The 17,752-nt window shown below is 69.9% G+C and carries 15 protein-coding genes and 1 pseudogene; 11 read left to right on the top strand and 5 right to left on the bottom strand.

Features of this window, described 5'->3' with window-relative positions; genetic code table 11:
* Positions 1 to 56: 56 nt before the first annotated feature.
* On the top strand, positions 57 to 3,719 hold the full coding sequence (mfd, locus tag G6N19_RS04270; RefSeq protein ID WP_193465830.1) for a transcription-repair coupling factor: 3,663 nt from the start codon (positions 57 to 59) through the stop codon (positions 3,717 to 3,719).
* Positions 3,716 to 4,600, top strand: coding sequence for a nucleoside triphosphate pyrophosphohydrolase (locus G6N19_RS04265; RefSeq protein WP_193465829.1), 885 nt, complete (start codon positions 3,716 to 3,718; stop codon positions 4,598 to 4,600). The genes mfd and G6N19_RS04265 overlap by 4 nt, the downstream gene beginning before the upstream one ends.
* A 28-nt stretch (positions 4,601 to 4,628) precedes the next feature.
* On the opposite strand, the gene G6N19_RS04260 is transcribed toward G6N19_RS04265, so the two are convergent.
* Complete coding sequence (locus G6N19_RS04260; RefSeq protein WP_193465828.1) at positions 4,629 to 6,134, bottom strand: PPE family protein; 1,506 nt, start codon at positions 6,132 to 6,134, stop codon at positions 4,629 to 4,631.
* Between G6N19_RS04260 and G6N19_RS21100 the strand changes: the two are divergent.
* From G6N19_RS21100 to G6N19_RS04220, 9 genes and pseudogenes are all read left to right on the top strand, one after another.
* Positions 6,133 to 6,858 (top strand): annotated as a pseudogene (locus G6N19_RS21100) (DUF2275 domain-containing protein); the annotation flags it as partial. The gene G6N19_RS04260 and the pseudogene G6N19_RS21100 sit on opposite strands and share 2 nt — an antisense overlap.
* 231 nt (positions 6,859 to 7,089) lie before the next feature.
* Positions 7,090 to 7,650: an RNA polymerase sigma factor SigC gene (sigC, locus tag G6N19_RS21095; protein WP_232062651.1), complete on the top strand. Its 561-nt coding sequence runs from the start codon at positions 7,090 to 7,092 to the stop codon at positions 7,648 to 7,650.
* Between the two features lie 133 nt (positions 7,651 to 7,783).
* Entirely contained in the window at positions 7,784 to 8,518 is a 735-nt protein-coding gene (locus tag G6N19_RS04250) for a lytic transglycosylase domain-containing protein (RefSeq protein WP_013827929.1), read from the top strand.
* Positions 8,519 to 8,630: 112 nt separating this feature from the next.
* Positions 8,631 to 9,920: a phosphopyruvate hydratase gene (gene eno / locus G6N19_RS04245; RefSeq protein WP_013827930.1), complete on the top strand. Its 1,290-nt coding sequence runs from the start codon at positions 8,631 to 8,633 to the stop codon at positions 9,918 to 9,920.
* An 18-nt stretch (positions 9,921 to 9,938) separates the two neighbouring features.
* On the top strand, positions 9,939 to 10,595 hold the full coding sequence (locus tag G6N19_RS04240) for an FtsB family cell division protein (RefSeq protein WP_163762288.1): 657 nt from the start codon (positions 9,939 to 9,941) through the stop codon (positions 10,593 to 10,595).
* The gene (locus G6N19_RS04235) at positions 10,588 to 11,079 is read left to right on the top strand and encodes a DUF501 domain-containing protein (protein ID WP_013827932.1); all 492 of its coding nucleotides are present in this window, start codon (positions 10,588 to 10,590) and stop codon (positions 11,077 to 11,079) included. Before G6N19_RS04240 ends, G6N19_RS04235 begins: the two co-directional genes overlap by 8 nt.
* Complete coding sequence (locus tag G6N19_RS04230; RefSeq protein ID WP_193465827.1) at positions 11,076 to 12,032, top strand: Ppx/GppA phosphatase family protein; 957 nt, start codon at positions 11,076 to 11,078, stop codon at positions 12,030 to 12,032. The genes G6N19_RS04235 and G6N19_RS04230 overlap by 4 nt, the downstream gene beginning before the upstream one ends.
* Positions 12,033 to 12,154: 122 nt before the next feature.
* Positions 12,155 to 12,364 (top strand): type II toxin-antitoxin system VapB family antitoxin, encoded by a 210-nt coding sequence (locus G6N19_RS04225; protein ID WP_193465826.1) that lies wholly within the window; start codon positions 12,155 to 12,157, stop codon positions 12,362 to 12,364.
* Positions 12,365 to 12,402: 38 nt separating this feature from the next.
* Complete coding sequence (locus tag G6N19_RS04220) at positions 12,403 to 12,777, top strand: PIN domain nuclease (protein ID WP_232062520.1); 375 nt, start codon at positions 12,403 to 12,405, stop codon at positions 12,775 to 12,777.
* A gap of 43 nt (positions 12,778 to 12,820) precedes the next feature.
* Here G6N19_RS04220 and G6N19_RS04215 read toward each other — a convergent pair whose 3' ends face one another.
* From G6N19_RS04215 to G6N19_RS04200, 4 genes are read right to left on the bottom strand one after another with little or no spacing between them, the layout of a single operon-like run.
* Entirely contained in the window at positions 12,821 to 13,276 is a 456-nt protein-coding gene (locus tag G6N19_RS04215) for an MPT63 family protein (protein WP_193465824.1), read from the bottom strand.
* 51 nt (positions 13,277 to 13,327) lie between these two features.
* Entirely contained in the window at positions 13,328 to 14,011 is a 684-nt protein-coding gene (locus G6N19_RS04210) for a response regulator (RefSeq protein ID WP_013827935.1), read from the bottom strand.
* A complete protein-coding gene (locus G6N19_RS04205) occupies positions 14,008 to 16,527 on the bottom strand; it encodes a sensor histidine kinase (protein ID WP_408632460.1) in 2,520 nt (839 codons plus the stop codon). The genes G6N19_RS04210 and G6N19_RS04205 overlap by 4 nt, the downstream gene beginning before the upstream one ends.
* Positions 16,528 to 16,555: 28 nt before the next feature.
* Entirely contained in the window at positions 16,556 to 17,740 is a 1,185-nt protein-coding gene (locus tag G6N19_RS04200) for a PPE family protein (RefSeq protein WP_193465823.1), read from the bottom strand.
* Between the last annotated feature and the right edge of the window lie 12 nt (positions 17,741 to 17,752).

Raw genomic sequence — 17,752 nt, 5'->3', positions numbered from 1 at the left:
ATGCACCGCAACGCAAATCGGCGTCCGGGCAGCCACCGCCTAGAATTACTCGCATCATGACCGCACCGGGGCACGCCAGCCCAGCCACCCCGATCGCGGGGCTCGTCGAAGCCGCACTGAGCGCGCCGACCTTCGTCGATCTCATCGAGCGCGCCGACAGCCGGCCCGCTGAACTCAACCTGGTGGGCCCGGCCGCGACCAGGCCTTTCGTCGCCGCCGCAGTGGCCCGCAACACCCCGCTGCTGGTGGTCACCGCCACCGGCCACGAGGCCGACGACCTGGCTGCCGAGCTGCGCGGCGTCTACGGCGACACCGTGGCGCTGTTCCCGTCCTGGGAGACGCTGCCGCACGAGCGGCTCTCCCCGGGGGTGGACACCGTCGGAGCCCGGATGCTGCTGCTGCGCCGGCTGGCACGGCCCGACGACGCGCACCTGGGACCGCCGCTGCGCGTGGTGGTCACCACGGCCCGGTCGCTGCTGCAGCCGATGACCCCGCACCTGGATGCGATCGAGCCGGTCACCCTGACCGTCGGCGAGGAGACCCCCTTCGAGGCGGTGATCGCCCGGCTGGTCGAGCTGGCCTACACCCGGGTGGACCTGGTCGGCAGACGCGGTGAGTTCGCGGTGCGCGGCGGCATCCTCGACGTGTTCCCGCCGACCGCCGAGCACCCGGTGCGCATCGAGTTCTGGGGCGACGAGATCACCGAGATGCGGCCGTTCTCCGTGGCGGATCAACGCTCCATCCCCGAGATCGACGCCGGCACCGTGGTCGCGGTGGCCTGCCGGGAGCTGCTGCTCACCGACGACGTCCGCGCCCGCGCGGCGCAACTGGCCGGCGATCACCCGCGCACCGACAACACCGTCACCGGCGGTGTCGGCGACATGCTCGCCAAACTCGCCGAGGGCATCCCGGTCGACGGCATGGAGGCCCTCGGCTCGGTGCTGCGGCCCGGACCGCAGGCACTACTGACCGATCAGCTGGCGGCCGGCACCCCGGTGCTGATCTGCGACCCGGAAAAGGTCCGCGCCCGCGCCGGCGACCTGATCAAGACCGGCCGCGAGTTCCTGGAGGCGTCCTGGTCGGTCGCCGCGATCGGTGGTGATGCGCCGATCGACGTCGAGCAGCTGGGAGGTTCGGGATTCCGCGACCTCGCCGAGGTGCGCAAGGCGGCGCTGGACGCCGGGCATCCGTGGTGGACACTGAGCCAGCTGCCCGACCCGGAGGCGATCGAACTTGAGGTGCGCCCGTCACCCTCGGCGCGGGGCCGGCAGCGCGACATCGAAGCGATCTTCGCCATGCTGCGGGCGCACACCGCGACCGGCGGAGCCGCGGCGATCGTGACCCCCGGCGTGGGCACCGCCCGCAGACTGGTCGAGCAGCTGGCCGAATCCGAGACCGCGGCAACGCTATTGGAGCCCGGTGCGGCCCCGCAACCCGGCGTGGTCGGGGTCTTGCAGGGCCCGCTGCATGACGGCGTGGTGATCGGCGGCGCCAACCTGGTGATCGTCACCGAGACCGACCTGACCGGAAACCGGGTCGCCGGACCGGAGGGCAAGCGGCTGGCGGCCAAGCGCCGCAACGCCGTCGACCCGCTGGCACTGACCGCCGGTGACCTGGTGGTGCACGACCAGCACGGCATCGGCAAGTTCGTGGAGATGACCGAGCGCACCGTGGGCGGGGCGCGGCGTGAATACCTGGTGCTGGAGTACGCCTCGGGCAAGCGCGGCGCCAACGGTACCGACAAGCTCTACGTGCCGATGGACTCGCTGGATCAGCTGTCGCGCTACGTCGGCGGCCAGGCCCCGGGGCTGAGCAAGCTCGGCGGCAGCGACTGGAGCCAGACCAAGACCAAGGCGCGCAAGGCGGTCCGGGAGATCGCCGACGAACTCGTCGCGCTCTACGCCAAACGGCAGGCCGCGCCCGGCCACGCGTTCGCCCCGGACACCCCGTGGCAGGCCGAGATGGAGGACGCGTTCGGGTTCACCGAGACCGTCGACCAGCTCACCGCGATCGGCGAGGTCAAGGCCGACATGGAAAAGCCGGTCCCGATGGACCGGGTGATCTGCGGCGACGTCGGCTACGGCAAGACCGAGATCGCGGTGCGGGCGGCGTTCAAGGCCGTCCAGGACGGCAGGCAGGTCGCGGTGCTGGTGCCCACCACGCTGTTGGCCGATCAGCATCTGCAGACGTTCAGCACCCGGATGGCCGGATTCCCGGTCACCGTCAAGGGCCTGTCGCGCTTCACCGACGCAGCCGAGTCCAAGGCGGTCCTCGACGGGCTGGCCGACGGCTCCGTCGACGTGGTGATCGGCACCCACCGGCTGCTGCAGACCGGGGTGGCATGGAAGAACCTCGGCCTGGTGATCGTCGACGAGGAGCAACGGTTCGGCGTCGAACACAAGGAGCACATCAAAGCGCTGCGGACCCACGTCGACGTGCTCACCATGAGCGCCACCCCGATCCCGCGCACCCTGGAGATGAGCCTGGCCGGCATCCGGGAGATGTCGACGATCCTCACCCCGCCCGAAGACCGCTACCCGGTGCTGACCTATGTCGGCCCGCACGACGACAAGCAGGTGGCGGCGGCGCTGCGCCGCGAACTGCTGCGCGACGGCCAGATCTTCTACGTGCACAACCGGGTCAGTTCCATCGACGCGGCCGCCGCCCGGGTGCGGGCGCTGGTGCCCGAAGCCCGGGTCGTGGTCGCGCACGGCCAGATGCCCGAGGAGCTGCTGGAGACCACCGTGCAGGGTTTCTGGAACCGCGAATACGACATCCTGGTGTGCACCACGATCATCGAGACCGGTCTGGACATCTCCAACGCCAACACCCTGATCGTCGAACGCGCCGACACCTTCGGGCTCTCCCAGCTGCACCAGCTGCGGGGTCGGGTCGGCCGCAGCCGGGAACGCGGCTACGCCTACTTCCTCTACCCGCGGGACACGCCGCTGACCGAGACCGCCCACGACCGGCTGGCCACCATCGCCCAGAACAACGAACTCGGCGCCGGGATGGCGGTGGCGATGAAGGACCTGGAGATCCGCGGCGCCGGCAACGTGTTGGGCGTGGAGCAGTCCGGGCACGTCGCCGGGGTGGGGTTCGACCTGTATGTCCGGTTGGTCGGTGAGGCCGTCGAGGCCTATCGGGCGGCCTATCGGGGCGATCTCGTCACCACCGAGGAGCCCAAGGACGTCCGGATCGATCTGCCGGTCGACGCCCACCTGCCGCCGGAGTACATCAACTCCGACCGGTTGCGGTTGGAGGCCTACCGCCGGCTGGCCGCCGCCCCCGACGATGCCGCGATCAGCGCCGTGGTCGAGGAGCTGACCGACCGCTACGGGCCGCTGCCGGAGCCGGCGGGCCGACTGGTCGCGGTGGCCCGGTTGCGGCTGTTGTGCCGCAGTGTCGGTATCACCGAGGTCAGCGTGGCCTCGGCGACCACCCTGAAGCTGGCCCCGATGACGTTGCCGGACTCCGCCCAGTTGCGCCTCAAGCGGCTACACCCGTCGGCCAGTTACCGCGCCACCACCGCGACCGTGCAGGTGCCGATCCCCCGCGCTGGGAGCTCGGTCGGGGCGCCGCGCATCCGCGACGTCGAACTGGTGCAGATGGTGGCCGACCTGATCTCGGCGTTGGACGGAAAACCCGCAGGCCGACTCGACATGGCGGGAGCGGCGCCGGGCACTCGGGACCACGCCACGGCGGCCGGTTCACGATGACCGTCGTGCTGGTCGATCCGCGCCGGCCCACGCTGGTGCCGGTGGAAGCCCTGGCGTTGCTGAGCGCTGACGTGGTCTACACCGAGGAGCTGCCGGTGGTGGTGCCGTGGTCGCTGCCGGCCGCCCGATCGGTGCTCTCCGGCGGAGACGCGACGGCCGCGGTGCTGCTGTCCTCGGATCGCGACCATCCCGCCGTCGTGGCCCGTCTGGCGGCCGGTGAGACGCTGATCGCCGCCCCGGACGCCCCGGCGGGGGAGCGGCTGCTCGACGCGGTGGCGATCATGGACCGGTTGCGCACCGCCGGCCCGTGGGAGAGCGAGCAGACCCATGATTCGCTGCGACGGTTCCTGCTGGAGGAGACCTACGAGTTGTTCGACGCGGTTCGCAGCGGCGACGCCGACGAGCTCTGCGCTGAACTCGGTGATGTGTTGCTGCAGGTGCTGTTTCACGCGCGCATCGCCGAGGACGCACCGGAGCACCCGTTCGGCATCGACGACGTCGCCGCCGCGTTGCTGCGCAAGCTGGGCAATCGGGTGCCGGCGGTGCTTGCCGGCGAGGAGATCTCGCTGGACGACCAGGTGGCGCAGTGGGAAGAACGCAAGGCACTGGAGAAGCGGTGCCGGGACTCCCTCATGGACGACCTACCCACCGCGCTACCGGCCCTGGCGCTCGCCCAGAAAGTATTGCAGCGGCTCACCCGTGCCGGTGTGCCCGCGGACCTGATCCCCGCCGCGGTGACATCGATCTCCGTCGCCGCCGATATCGATGCGGAAAACGACCTGCGCACAGCGGTTTTGGAACTCATGGATACCGTCCGCGTGGCCGAGAAGGCGATCATCGGCGAGCCCACCGCGGAACAGTGGCGCGCGCACTGGCCGTAGCCCCCGCCTAGGCCTAACGCCCCCGCGGTCAGCTTCGGTTTTCGGCCCAGCCGCCCGGCAGCAGCGGCATCCGCGGCTCGGTGTCGAACGTGTCGCCCTCGAGAACCGTGATCCCGGCCGCTCGGCGTTGCACGTCGGTTGCCGTACCGGTGAAGCCCAGCGCACCGGCACCGGAATCGGATGCGCCGGGTTGATCCCAGTCCGGGGTCACCCCGATGTTCATGTCCATGTACTCGTCGCCGAACCCGTGCTGCTGGGCGCGGCGGCGGCGACGGCGTTTTTGGGCTTCGCGCAGCGCGGCGGCTGCCGCGGGTGCGGCTTGGCGCTCCGAGGCATCTTCCTCGGCGCTGCGGGATCGGCGGGCGCCGGTGCTCTGTCGTGCCGAGGCCGAGGCGCTGCTCACCAGGTACATCGACGAAGTGGGCCCGAAACCGACGCCCGGGCCGCCGCCTGCCGCGCCGCCGGCCGGCATCCCACCGGCGGCGGAAGCGGCAGGGCCGGCCGAGGAGATCGTGCCGGTGGTGGCGGGCACTTGTGCGCCCGCCGGTACGGTGGCGCCCACTGCGACAGCAGCGCCGGCGCCGCCTGCCACCGGGGCCAGCGGCGCCGGTTCGACCATCTGGTCGGCTCCGCCCGCCGCGCCGATCGCGCCGAGTGCACCGAGTCCGGCGGCGGCGGCAAGGAGGCCCGGCGCCGCCGCCATCATGATCGGGATCGCCATCTGCACCGCGATCTGTCCCATCGGCCACAACAGCATCAGGGTGTGGAAGACGGTCCATCCCAGGGAGCTGGCCAGAATCGGGGACATCCCCGGGATCTGTAACAACATCTCGCCGATCGCGCTGGCGAAGGGAAACGCCTCGACCGGATATCCGTCGACACCCAGCAGCGACCACAGCCACTTCGCGACCGGGTCCGAGAAGCCCATGTTGATCTCTCGGAGCAGGTCGGCGATCTGTTGTTCCCAGCTCACATCGGCGACGGCTTGACCTGCCGGATCCACGACCGCGGGTGCGGGCGTGGCCACCGGGACCGACGCCAGTGCCGACCCGGCGACAGCCTGGTAGACGGTCATCATCTCCGCCGCCTGGATCCACATCCGGACGTAGTCGGCTTCGTTCAGCGCGATCGGGATGGTGTTGACCCCGAAGAAGTTGGTCGCGACCAGCGTCGCGTGCACGGCGTGGTTGGCGGCCAGTTCGGCCAGCGTCGGCATCCCCGCCAGCGCGGCGGTGTAGGCGGTGGCCGCCGTCTGGTGCAAGGCGGCGGCCGCGGCGCTCTTGGCGGCGCTGTCGGTCAGCCAGCTCAGGTAGGGCAGGTGCGCGGTCGCGTACTGCTGGGCGCTGGGTCCCTGCCAGGCGCCGGACTGCACGCCGGCGAGCACCGCGTCGAGTTCGGCGGCCACCTCGGTGTACTCGGCGCTCATCAGCGACCAGGCCGACGCCGCCTCCAGCAGCGGGCCGGGCCCGGGTCCGGCGCTCAACAGCGCCGAGTGCACCTCTGGTGGCGACGCCAGCCAGACCGGTGCGGTCATGAAGACACCTTCCCTTTCCGATTCCCCGGCGATCCCGATCTTGTTCTTCTCCACCAGTGGTCGCCTCATCGACCGGTTTGGTTCCCGGCCCGGTGAATTTTTTGGCCCCTTTGTTTCCCGGCGCCGAATGAGCGACTATGGCGGCATGCGGTGCGAGGTGGTGCGGGAAACCCTGTCGGCGCTGCTCGACGGTGAGCAGCAGGAGTTGAACGCGCAGCAGGTCGACTCGCATCTGGCGTCGTGCCGCGGCTGCCGGCGCTGGCTGGTGGGTGCGGCCGCACAGGCCCGCCGGTTGACCACGATCGAAACCGGCGCCGATGCGGCGGCCGGCCCTGACCTGGCCGCACAGATCCTGGCGGCCGCCGGCGTGACTTCGGTCACCGACCAGATCGTGTCCGGTCGGTGGACGCGCTGGGGCTACCGCCGGCTGGCGCTGATCGCCGTCGGGGTGCTCCAAGTCGCCATGGCGCTGGCGCAGATCGCCGGGGTGGACTTCGGGATGGTGTCGGCGCACGGTCACGGGGCCGCCACCGGCGCGCATTTGCTGCACGAGTCGACTGCGTGGTTGTTGGCGCTGGGCGGGGCGATGATCGCGGCCGGCGTCTGGCCCGGCGTGGCGGCCGGCGTCGCCGCGATCGCTGGGGTATTCGCCCTGGCATTGAGCGGATATGTGGCCATCGACGCCTACCACGGTCAAGTGACCGCGGCGCGGATCGCCAGTCATCTACCGGTCCTGGTCGGCCTGCTGTTCGCTTTGCTGGTGGCGCGTCACCGGGCCGGTGGCGCCGGCCCGCGGACGCGGGACGACGCCGTGGCGGATGCGCTGCCGCCGGCCGACACCGGCCATGCCGGCCAGCGCCGCGGCCGTCGCCATCTGCGGTCGGTCAACGGTCCGAACGGCCCTACGACCATGCGTCGTAGGAGCGGGCAGCGGCCGGGTCTAGGGTGGTTGTTCATGGCGGGAGTTAACCGGGGCGACGACGACGCTGTCACCGCACTCGCACTTGCCGCCGCAGCCGGGGACTCCCGCGCGCTGGAGGCGTTCATCAAGGCCACCCAGCACGATGTTTGGCGGTTCGTGGCCTACCTGTTCGACGGCGGCAACGCCGACGACCTGACGCAGGAGACCTTCCTGCGGGCGATCGGCGCCATCCCGCGGTTCTCCGGACGCTCCAGTGCCAGGACCTGGTTGCTGGCCATCGCGCGCCGGGTGGTCGCCGATCACATCCGTTACCTGCGGTCGCGTCCGCGCACCGCGCCCGGCGCCGACCCCGAGCTGCTGCTCAACCGCGAGCGGCCCAGCCGCGGCTTCGAGGACGTCGTCGAAGTGAACACCCTGATCGCAGGACTCTCCGACGAGCAACGCGAGGCGCTGTTGCTGACTCAACTGTTCGGCCTGTCCTACCAGGACGCGGCCGCAGTGTGCGGTTGCCCGGTGGGCACCATCCGCTCCCGGGTCGCCCGCGCCCGTGACGCGCTGCTCGCCGATCCGGAACGCGACGAGCTCACCGGTTAATCCGCTCGGATTCGGGCTGGCCGGAGGGTTTTTTCCGGATCCGGGCCGATGACGCGAGCCGGTGACGGCGGCCACTGACGCCGCGGTCATGGAACGATGGACACGGATCAGGGTTTCGAGGTTGGGGAGAGCGGTGTCAGCGCGACGTTGGCTGCGGACCACTGCGGTCGTGGGTGCGACGGCCGTGTTGTTGGCCTCCAGTTGCAGCTGGCAGCTCGGTAACCCCATCCCGCAGGGGGTGCCACCACCGCCCGGTGACCCGGTCCCGCCGGTCAACACCCAGCTGGTGGCCGGGCGTCCGGCCGACCAGCTGTATCACTGGGCCGCGGAGCGGGCGGCGGTGCTCGATATCCCGGTGACCGCGCTGGAGGCCTACGCCTACGCCGCGCGGGTCGCCGAGGTGGAGAACCCCAACTGCCACCTGAGCTGGACCACGCTGGCCGCGATCGGCCAGATCGAGAGTCACCACGGCCGCTATAACCACGCCACGGTGGCGCGCAACGGCGACGTGCGACCCAAGATCCGGGGCGTGCGGCTCGACGGGTCCGGCGGCACGCTGCACATCGTCGAGAGTCTGCAGCCCGACCTGGCCGACGACGACGGCGTGGTGCGCGCGATGGGCCCCATGCAGTTCATTCCCGAGACCTGGCGGCTCTACGGCGTCGACGCCAACAACGACGGCATCATCAGCCCGGACAACATCGACGACGCCGCGCTCTCGGCGGCCGGCTATCTGTGCTGGCGCGGAAAGGACCTGGCGACCGCCAAGGGCTGGATGACGGCCCTGCTGGCCTACAACGATTCGGAGATCTACGCCCGCGCCGTCCGGGACTGGGCCGCCGCGTACGCGGCCGGACGGCCCTTGTGAGGTGTGTGTGAGGACTGCGGCGGGCAACACCGTTTAGGCTCCCCGATAGACCCCAATAGGCTCCCCCCATAGTTTTAAGACGGCCAGCCCCACCCAGCTCAAGGAGAAGTCAGTGCCCATCATCCAGCAGGTCGGCGCCCGCGAGATCCTCGATTCCCGCGGCAACCCCACGGTCGAGGTCGAGGTTGCGCTGGAGGACGGCACGTTCGCCCGGGCAGCGGTGCCCTCCGGCGCCTCCACCGGCGAGCACGAGGCCGTCGAGCTCCGCGACGGCGGCTCCCGGTACGGCGGCAAGGGCGTGCAGAAGGCGGTCACCGCGGTGCTGGACCAGATCGCGCCCGCGGTCATCGGGATCAGCGCCGACGACCAGCGGTTGGTGGACCAGGCGCTGGTGGATCTCGACGGCACCCCGGACAAGTCCCGGCTGGGCGCCAACGCCATGCTCGGGGTGTCGCTGGCGGTGGCCAAGGCCGGCGCTGACTCCGCGGCCCTGCCGCTCTACCGCTACCTCGGCGGCCCCAACGCCCACATCCTGCCGGTGCCGATGATGAACATCCTCAACGGTGGCGCGCACGCCGACACCGGCGTCGACGTCCAGGAGTTCATGGTGGCCCCGATCGGCGCCCCCAGCTTCGCCGAGTCGCTGCGCTGGGGTGCGGAGGTCTACCACGCGCTCAAGGCGGTGCTCAAGAAGCAGGGGCTGTCCACCGGGCTGGGTGACGAGGGCGGCTTCGCCCCCGACGTCGCCGGCACCACTGCGGCGCTGGATCTCATCAGCACCGCGATCGAGTCCACCGGATTCACGCTGGGCACCGACGTGGCGTTGGCTCTCGACGTCGCGGCCACCGAGTTCTACACCGAGGGCAGCGGCTACGCGTTCGAGAAGCAGAACCGTAGCGCCGCGCAGCTGACCGAGTTCTACGCCAAGCTGCTCGACAACTACCCGCTGGTCTCGATCGAGGACCCGCTGTCGGAGGACGATTGGGACGGCTGGGTGGCGCTGACCAACGAGATCGGGGACCGGGTGCAGCTCGTCGGCGACGATCTGTTCGTCACCAACCCCGAACGCCTCGAGGAGGGCATCGAGCGAGGCGCGGCGAACGCGCTGCTGGTCAAGGTCAACCAGATCGGCACCCTGACCGAAACCCTTGACGCGGTGACGCTGGCCCATCACAGCGGCTACCGCACCATGATGAGTCACCGCAGCGGCGAGACCGAGGACACCACCATCGCCGACCTCGCGGTGGCCGTCAGCAGTGGCCAGATCAAGACCGGTGCGCCGGCCCGCAGTGAGCGGGTGGCCAAGTACAACCAGTTGCTGCGGATCGAGGAGGAACTCGGCGACGCCGCCCGCTACGCCGGCGAGCTGGCCTTCCCCCGCTACGCGCCGGAGAGCCGATAGTCCGTCGGGGCGCTGGGAATGTCCGATCCGAAACGGCCCGAGAAGCGGCGCGCCGCGACGTCGCGGCCGGGCCGGGCCGGTGAGACGGGTCGGGCGCGCCCGAGCCGCCCACCGGCGGTTCGCCGCGGACCGGCCGGCTCGCGCAGCGCGCCGGAGCCACCGGCCCAGCCCGTCAAGCGGGCCGTTACGGCGGCCGCGGACCAGCGCTCGGAGCTGCGGGTCGGTTTCACCGCGCGGCGTGCGGTCATCCTGGCCGCGGTGATGTGCGTGCTGACCTTGACGCTGGCCGGGCCGGTTCGCACCTTCTTCGCCCAGCACGCGGAGATGAAGCAGCAGTCCCAGCTGGAAGCCATGCTGCACGGCCAGATCGCCGACCTGCAGCAACAGAAGACCAACATGGATGATCCGGCGCACATCCGCGCCCAGGCCAGGGAGCGGCTCGGCTTCGTCATGCCCGGCGAGATTCCCTATCAGGTGCAACTGCCGGCCACCGCGGAGGTGCCGGGCGAGCCGGGCGCCGAACCGGACATGATCGGCCCCAGCGGCGAGCCCTGGTACACCTCGCTGTGGCACACCATCGCCGACGTTCCACATCCCCCGCCCGCCCCGGCCGCGCCACCCCCGGGACCACCCGGGCTCCCGGGGCCTCCCGTTCCGGTTGTGCCCGGTGGTTGACCCGGCTGACCTGGACGCGGTGGGTCGGCAACTCGGCCGAGAGCCCCGCGGCGTCCTGGAGATCTCCTACCGGTGCCCCAACGGGGAACCGGCCGTGGTCAAGACGGCGCCGAAACTGCCTGACGGAACACCGTTTCCGACGTTGTACTACCTGACCCATCCGGTGTTGACCGCCGCAGCGAGCCGGCTGGAGTCCTCGGGGCTGATGGCCGATATGACCGACCGGCTGCGGCGCGACCCGGAACTGGCCGAGGCTTACCGAGCCGCCCACGAATCTTTTCTGGCCGAGCGGGACGCGATCGAACCGCTGGGTACGACGTTCTCCGGTGGCGGCATGCCCGATCGGGTGAAATGCCTGCACGTGGTGATCGCGCACGCACTGGCCAAGGGGCGCGGCGTCAACCCGTTCGGCGACGAGGCGTTGGCGATCCTGGCCCCCGAACCCGCGATGGCCGGAATCCTGGTACCGGAGGAGTGGTTGTGACGCACACGCGCCGGATCGCCGGAATCGACTGCGGCACCAACTCGATTCGGTTGGTGATCGCCGAACCGGTCGACGGCCGGCTGCGTGATGTCCACCGCGAGATGCGGATCGTCCGGCTGGGGCAGGGGGTCGATGCGACGGGCCGGTTCGCGCCCGAGGCGCTGGAACGCACCCGCGCCGCGCTGGCCGATTACGCTGAACTATTGGTGACGCACGGTGTTTCGCGGGTGCGCATGGTGGCGACCTCGGCCACCCGCGATGCGGCCAACCGTGAGGAATTCTTCACCATGACGGCTCAAGTGCTCGGCGTCGCGGTTCCCGGCGCTGTTGCCGAGGTCATCACCGGCCAGCAGGAAGCCGAGCTGTCCTTCCGAGGCGCGGTAGGCGAATTGGACGGTGCCGATGAACCTTTCGTGGTGGTCGACCTTGGTGGCGGGTCGACCGAAGTGGTCCTCGGCGATTCGGAGCGCGGGGTGTCGGCCGCCTACTCGGCCGACATCGGCTGCGTCCGGTTGACCGAACGCTGCCTGCACTCCGACCCGCCGACCGCCGGGGAGGTCGCCGCCGCCCGCGACGTCGCCCGCGAGTTGCTGGGCGAGGCGTTGCAGGTGGTTCCGGTGCAGCACGCCCGGACCTGGGTGGGGGTGGCGGGCACCATGACGACGCTGTCGGCGCTGGCCCACGGTCTGACCGAGTACGACCCGGAGGTGATTCACCTGTCCCGGGTCGGCTTCGGCGACCTGGTCGCGGTCTGCGACCGGCTGCTCGGCATGTCCCGCGAGCAGCGAGCCGCGTTGGGCCCGATGCATCCGGGCCGCGTCGACGTGATCGGCGGCGGGGCGATCGTGGTGCAGGAACTGGCCCGCACGCTGTCCGAGCGTGCCGGCATCGACGAGCTGGTGGTCAGCGAGCACGACATCCTCGACGGCATCGCGCTGTCTATCGCCGAGTGAGCAAACTGACACACGGGAGTGAGCAACTGTCGCATCAGATGTCCGCAGTCGCCCTTGCCACAACCCAACGTAGAGCTCATCTGGAGGATATCTATTTTCGCCCCATCGGATATACTCACCGGATGACGAAGCGGCTGATTGATGTGGATGACGACAAGCTTGAGCAGGCGCGGCGGCTGCTCGGCACGTCAACTGCCAAGGCGACGGTGAACGAGGCCCTGGCGGAATTGTTGGCGCTCGCCCAGCGCCGTGAGGCGTTGCTGCACCCTGAGTCGGTAGCGGGCAGCGCGGACCTGGCCACCGATGAGCAGCGCAGGTCCGCGTGGGCTTAGCGGCCCATTTTCTAGGCGACACCTCCGCTGTCGCCCGCGTGACCAAGCCGGCCGTAGCGCAGCGGCTCATTCCCTTGATCGAGGCCGGGCTGGTGGCGCGGTGCACCGTCACTGATCTGGAAGCCGGGATCTCCGCGCGCAACGGGCGGGATTGGAAACATACCCGCCACGTCCGGTCACCCTGGCCTCAGGCGACGATTGATCAGGACGTGATGGACCGCGCGTTCGAGGTGCAAGGAGCGCTCGCCGTGGACGGACTACACCGCACGGTCAAACTCGGCGATCTGCTCATCGCTGCAGCCGCCGAACGTGCCGGACTCGTGGTGCTGCACTACGACCGTGACTTCGATCGGATAGCGACGATCACCGGTCAGCCCACGGAATGGGTGGCGCCACCGGGAACCGCCGACTAGGGACGGGCCGCCTGCCTTGCAGTGCTCTCGCCACGCGCTGAGCTCAGTGCTTCCAGACGACCTTGTCGTGCCCGCCGGCGTCCCGGTAGACGACGCTGTCAGGCGCCGTGCCGCTCTTGACGTCGAAGTAGAGCCGCCCGCTGCTCTGGCTGCCTTGTGCGATCGGCCCGTTGGGCAGGCCGTCGACCTCGTTGCCCTTCATCACCGCGAACGTCGAACTGTTGACGGCACGGGCGTTGAAGTCGGCGATGTTCGGGGTCGGCGTACCGCTCACCGCCTTGGCTGTCACATCGGAGTACCAGATTCCGTCGTTGTGTCCGCTGGGTTGCAGGTTTTTGACGGTGTAGTCGATGGCTCCGCCCGGACTCTGGATCTCTTCGGTCTCACCGAATCCGACGACCGTCGGGTCGGCCATGGCCGGCGCTGCTGCCAGCATTCCTGCCGCCACAAGGCCGGTCGCTGTCACCGCCGTCTTTTTGGCGATCTGGGAAAACATCACGGCAAAACTCCTTCCGCTAGGTTCCCAAAGACATATCCGCCGGGGCGGATTTCAAACCTCGAATCGGTAACCCATGCCGGCTTCGGTCAGCAGATGCTTGGGATTCGACGGGTCGTCTTCCAGTTTCCGCCGCAATTGCGCCAGGTAAACGCGCAGGTACTGGGTCTCTTTGGCGTAAGCCGGGCCCCACACCTGGGTGAGTAGCTCGTCACGGCCGACAAGCTTGCCGCGATTGCGCACCAGCATCTCCAACATGCCCCACTCCGTGGGGGTCAGGTGCACCTCACCACCATTCTTGGTGACTTTCTTGGCGGCCAGATCAACGGTGAACGACGACGTTTCGACTATCGGCTGGTCTATCTCGGCGGCGGTGGCATTGCGGCGTGCCGCGGCCCGCAACCGGGCCAGGAATTCGTCCATCCCGAACGGTTTGGTCACGTAGTCGTCGGCCCCGGCGTCGAGGGCCTCGACCTTGTCGGCGGAGTCGGTACGGGCCGACAGCACGATCACCGGCACCGTCAGCCAGCCGCGCAGGCCGGCCAGCACCTCGATGCCGGAGATATCGGGCAACCCCAGGTCGAGAATCACCACGTCCGGGCGGTGCTCGGCGGCGGCTCGCAGCGCGCCGGCGCCGGTCGCCGCGGTGACCACCTCGTAACCGCGCACCGACAGGTTGATCTTCAGCGCGCGCAGGATCTGCGGTTCGTCATCGACTACCAGGACACGTGTGCTCATCCGCCCTCTCCCGCCGGTGCGGCCAGGTCCACCACCATGGTCAGCCCGCCACCCGGTGTCTCCGTCGCCGAGAGGGTGCCGCCCATGGCCTCCACGAAACCCCTCGCCACCGAGAGCCCCAGGCCCACCCCGCTGGTGTTGTCACGGTCGCCGAGTCGCTGGAACGGATCGAACGCGTGCAGTTCGCCGCCGGGCGGCAGACCTCGGCCCTCATCGGCGATGTTGACCAATACCCGGTCGCCGACCCGGCCGGCCGTCACCCGCACCACGCTGTCGGAGGCGTAGCGCAGCGCGTTGTCGATCACGTTGGCCAGCACCCGTTCCAGCAGACCGGCATCGGCCATCGCCACGGTCGGACCCACCTCTACCTTCACCTGGTCCAACCGGCCGCGACCGAAGACGTTGCTGCGCCTGCCGATTCCGATCAGGGCGCGCTGCACCACCTCTTCCAGATAGACCTTGGTCAGCGCGGGCCGGATCACACCGGCGGCCAGCCGCGAGGAATCGAGCAGGTTGCCCACCAGGTCGGTCAGCTGGTCGACCGACTCCTCGACGGTGGCCAGTAGTTCGGCGGTGTCGTCGGGGGAGAAGGCGACGTCGTCGGCGCGCAGACTCGACACCGCCGCCTTGGCCGCCGCCAACGGGGTGCGCAGGTCGTGGCTGACCGCCGACAGCAGTGAACGGCGCAGCTCGTCGGTGCGCATCACCGCGTCGGCCCGGCTGGCCTCGGCCGCCAATTCCTCCTGGCGGACCAGTCCGGCCGCCTGCCGGGCCACCACCGACAGCACCCGCCGGTCGCGGGAGGCCAACTGTCGGCCGACCATCAGCATCCAGAACTCGTCGTCACCGACATCGATCGTGGTGTCCGCGAGATCGACCGAGGTGCAGGGCTGCTCGCCGACGGAGGCGACCACCTCGGGCCTGGCGGTGCCGGCCGGAATGCGGACCAGGCTCACGGCTCGCTGCGCGTAGGTCTCCCGGACCCGTTCCAGCAGGGTGTCCAGGTCCGCTCCGCGCAGCACCGACCCGGCGAACAACGTCATCAGTTCGGCTTCGCGCGAGGCGCGACCGGCTTCCCGGGCACGCTTGGCTGCGCTGTCGACCAGCACTGCCACCGCGACCGCCACCAGCAGCAACACCACTTCGGTCACGGCGGCGTCGTGTTCGGCGATGGTGAAATCGCGGCGCGGTGCGAGCAGGAAATAGTTCAGTAAGACACCGGACAGCAGGGCCGACAGCACCGCTGGAGCGATGCCGCCGAGCAGGGCCACCACCAGTACCCCGACCACGAACAGTGCGCTTTGGCCGGTGTCGAGATACCGGTCGAGCCAGCCCACCACGATCGCGCACATCACGCACGGGACGGCGACAGCAGCCAGCCAGGACACCGCACGACGCTCCCGCGGGGATATCGACACCGACCGGAAATTCGGTTTGGTGTCCTCGTCGGTGACGATGTGCACGTCGATGTCGCCCGATTGCTGGACCACCGCCGCCCCCACACCCTCGTCGAGGATGCGCGCCCAGCGGGAACGCCGCGAACTGCCGATCACCAGCTGGGTGGCGTTGACGTCGCGGGCGAACTCCAGCAGTGCGGCAGGCACGTCGTCACCGATCACGGTGTGCAGTGAGGCGCCCAGGCTGATCGCCAGTTGCCGGATCTTGCCCACCCGCGGGGCCGGCGCACCGGAGTCGCCGTCGCCGAGCACATGCAGCACCAGCAGCTCGCCGCCGGCCTTCGACGCGATCCGGGAAGCCCGCCGCACCAGCGTCTCGGATTCCGGGCCACCGGTCACCGCGGCGACGATGCGTTCCCGCGCCTCCCAGGTCTGGGTGATCTTCTTATCGGCGCGGTACTTCGTCAGCGCCGCATCGACCTGCCCGGCCAGCCACAGCAGCGCCAATTCGCGCAATGCGGTGAGGGTTTCGCCGCGGAAGTAGTTGGCCAGCGCCGCGTCGACCTTCTCCGGCGGATAGACATTGCCGTGGGAGAGCCTGCGGCGCAACGCTTCCGGTGCCACATCGATCAGCTCGATCTGAGCAGCCTGGCGCACGATCGCATCGGGAACGGTGTCGTGTTCGGTGGTCCCGGTGATCTTGGTGACGACATCGCTGAGGCTCTCCAGCTGCTGGACGTTGACCGTGGAGATCACCGTGATGCCGGCGTCGAGCAATTCCTCGATGTCTTGCCAGCGCTTCGGATTCCGGCTGCCTGCCGCGTTGGTATGTGCGAGATCGTCGACCAGGACCACCCGGGGACGCCGTGCCAGCACCGCGGCGACATCGAGTTCGGCGCTCGGGTCGCCTACCGTCTCGATGCCCCGGAGCAGTTCTGCGGTCTTGGAGCGGCCGTGGGTCTCAATGGCAGCGGCGACCACGTCGGTGCCGCGCTCGGCGCGGCGGTGGGCCTCCCCGAGCATGGCGTAGGTCTTGCCGACCCCGGGGGAGGCACCGAGGTAGATGCGGAGTTCGCCACGCGGTTCTGCCGGCCGCCCGGCCTGCCTCACGACGCTCACCAGACCATCATCCCGGCAACCGCCGTCATCAGCCAGCAGCGACCGGCCGCACCATCACGGTTGGTTTGAATCCGTACCGTGGATCGCTGAAACTGCGACCGCCGCGCGCTGCGGCCGCCCCGGCGGCACCGACCCCGGCCGGCACCGCCGTCATCGACTGTCCTTCCTCGACTGCACCGGGAATCCACTCGGAGGTGATCAACGGCGCCGCGCCGGCCCCGCCCGGTAGTGCCCCCGGCCAGGTCGACGGCACCGACAGTCCCCCGACCGGGGCCGCCTGGGCCACCCCGGCCAGTACCGGGGCCGAGCCGGCCGCCGCAGCGCCGGGGCCGGGCGCCCCGGCCGGGCTATCGAGCGAATCCGCCAGGATCGTGCTGCCGGCCGCGCCGACGCCGGGTGAGGCGATGGCGATGGCGCTGGAGATGCCGGCGAACAGGTGCCAAGACCCGGCGGTCACCCCGTAGGTGCTGTAGGTCTGGATCGCGTTCCAAATCCCGATGTTCTGCGTCGAGCCGATGAAATCGGACAGAAAATCCCCGGCCTGGGCCGGGGCGGCCGCTGCGCTCAGCGGCGAGGATAGGTTCTGCACCGTGTTGGGTAGCCCGGACACCAGCTGGGACAACCCGCTCTGGGTATTGCCGGCCGATGCCTGGGCGACCGCCGCCGATTGGCCTGCCGTGCCGAGCGGGTTGCTGACCGAAGTAGGTGAGGACAGCGGTTGTAGTGTGCCGGCGCTCGCCGAGCTGGCCGCGTAGCCGTACATGGCGATGGCATCCTGTGCCCACATCTCGGCGTACTGGGCCTCGGTGGCGGCGATCGCCGCAGTGTTGAGGCCCAGGAAGTTTGAGGCGACCAACGCGGCCAGCTGGGCCCGGTTGGCGGCGATCACCGGTGGCGGCACCATCATCGCGAACGCCGCTTCGAATGCGGCGGCCGAAGCGATTGCCTGGGCTGCCGCGTGCTCGGCAGCGGCCGCGGTGGTGTTGAGCCAATTGATGTATGGCGTCATGGCCGCGGCCATCGACGCCGACGCCGGCCCCTGCCACTCCTCGCCGGTCAGCGCCGCGATCGCCGACTGGTAGGACGCCGCGGTCGTCGACAGTTCCGCGCCGAGACTGTTCCATGCCGCAGCGGCGGCCATCATCGGCGCCGCTCCGGCGCCGGCGTACATCCGGCCGGAGTTGATCTCCGGGGGTAGAGCGCCAAAGTCCATGTCGTGTCAATT

The organism is Mycobacterium novum (assembly GCF_010726505.1).
GTDB classification, from domain to species: Bacteria; Actinomycetota; Actinomycetes; order Mycobacteriales; family Mycobacteriaceae; genus Mycobacterium; species Mycobacterium algericum.
The sequence above is the reverse complement of the archived record's forward strand: the minus strand, read 5'-3'. Positions and strand labels throughout refer to the sequence as shown.

Excerpts from the sequence above, each read along its gene's own strand:
- mfd (WP_193465830.1), top strand. The coding sequence starts at position 57 with ATGACCGCACCGGGGCACGCCAGCCCAGCCACCCCGATCGCGGGGCTC.
- G6N19_RS04265 (WP_193465829.1), top strand. The coding sequence starts at position 3,716 with ATGACCGTCGTGCTGGTCGATCCGCGCCGGCCCACGCTGGTGCCGGTG.
- G6N19_RS04260 (WP_193465828.1), bottom strand. The coding sequence starts at position 6,134 with ATGACCGCACCGGTCTGGCTGGCGTCGCCACCAGAGGTGCACTCGGCG.
- sigC (WP_232062651.1), top strand. The coding sequence starts at position 7,090 with ATGGCGGGAGTTAACCGGGGCGACGACGACGCTGTCACCGCACTCGCA.
- G6N19_RS04240 (WP_163762288.1), top strand. The coding sequence starts at position 9,939 with ATGTCCGATCCGAAACGGCCCGAGAAGCGGCGCGCCGCGACGTCGCGG.
- G6N19_RS04225 (WP_193465826.1), top strand. The coding sequence starts at position 12,155 with ATGACGAAGCGGCTGATTGATGTGGATGACGACAAGCTTGAGCAGGCG.
- G6N19_RS04210 (WP_013827935.1), bottom strand. The coding sequence starts at position 14,011 with ATGAGCACACGTGTCCTGGTAGTCGATGACGAACCGCAGATCCTGCGC.
- G6N19_RS04200 (WP_193465823.1), bottom strand. The coding sequence starts at position 17,740 with ATGGACTTTGGCGCTCTACCCCCGGAGATCAACTCCGGCCGGATGTAC.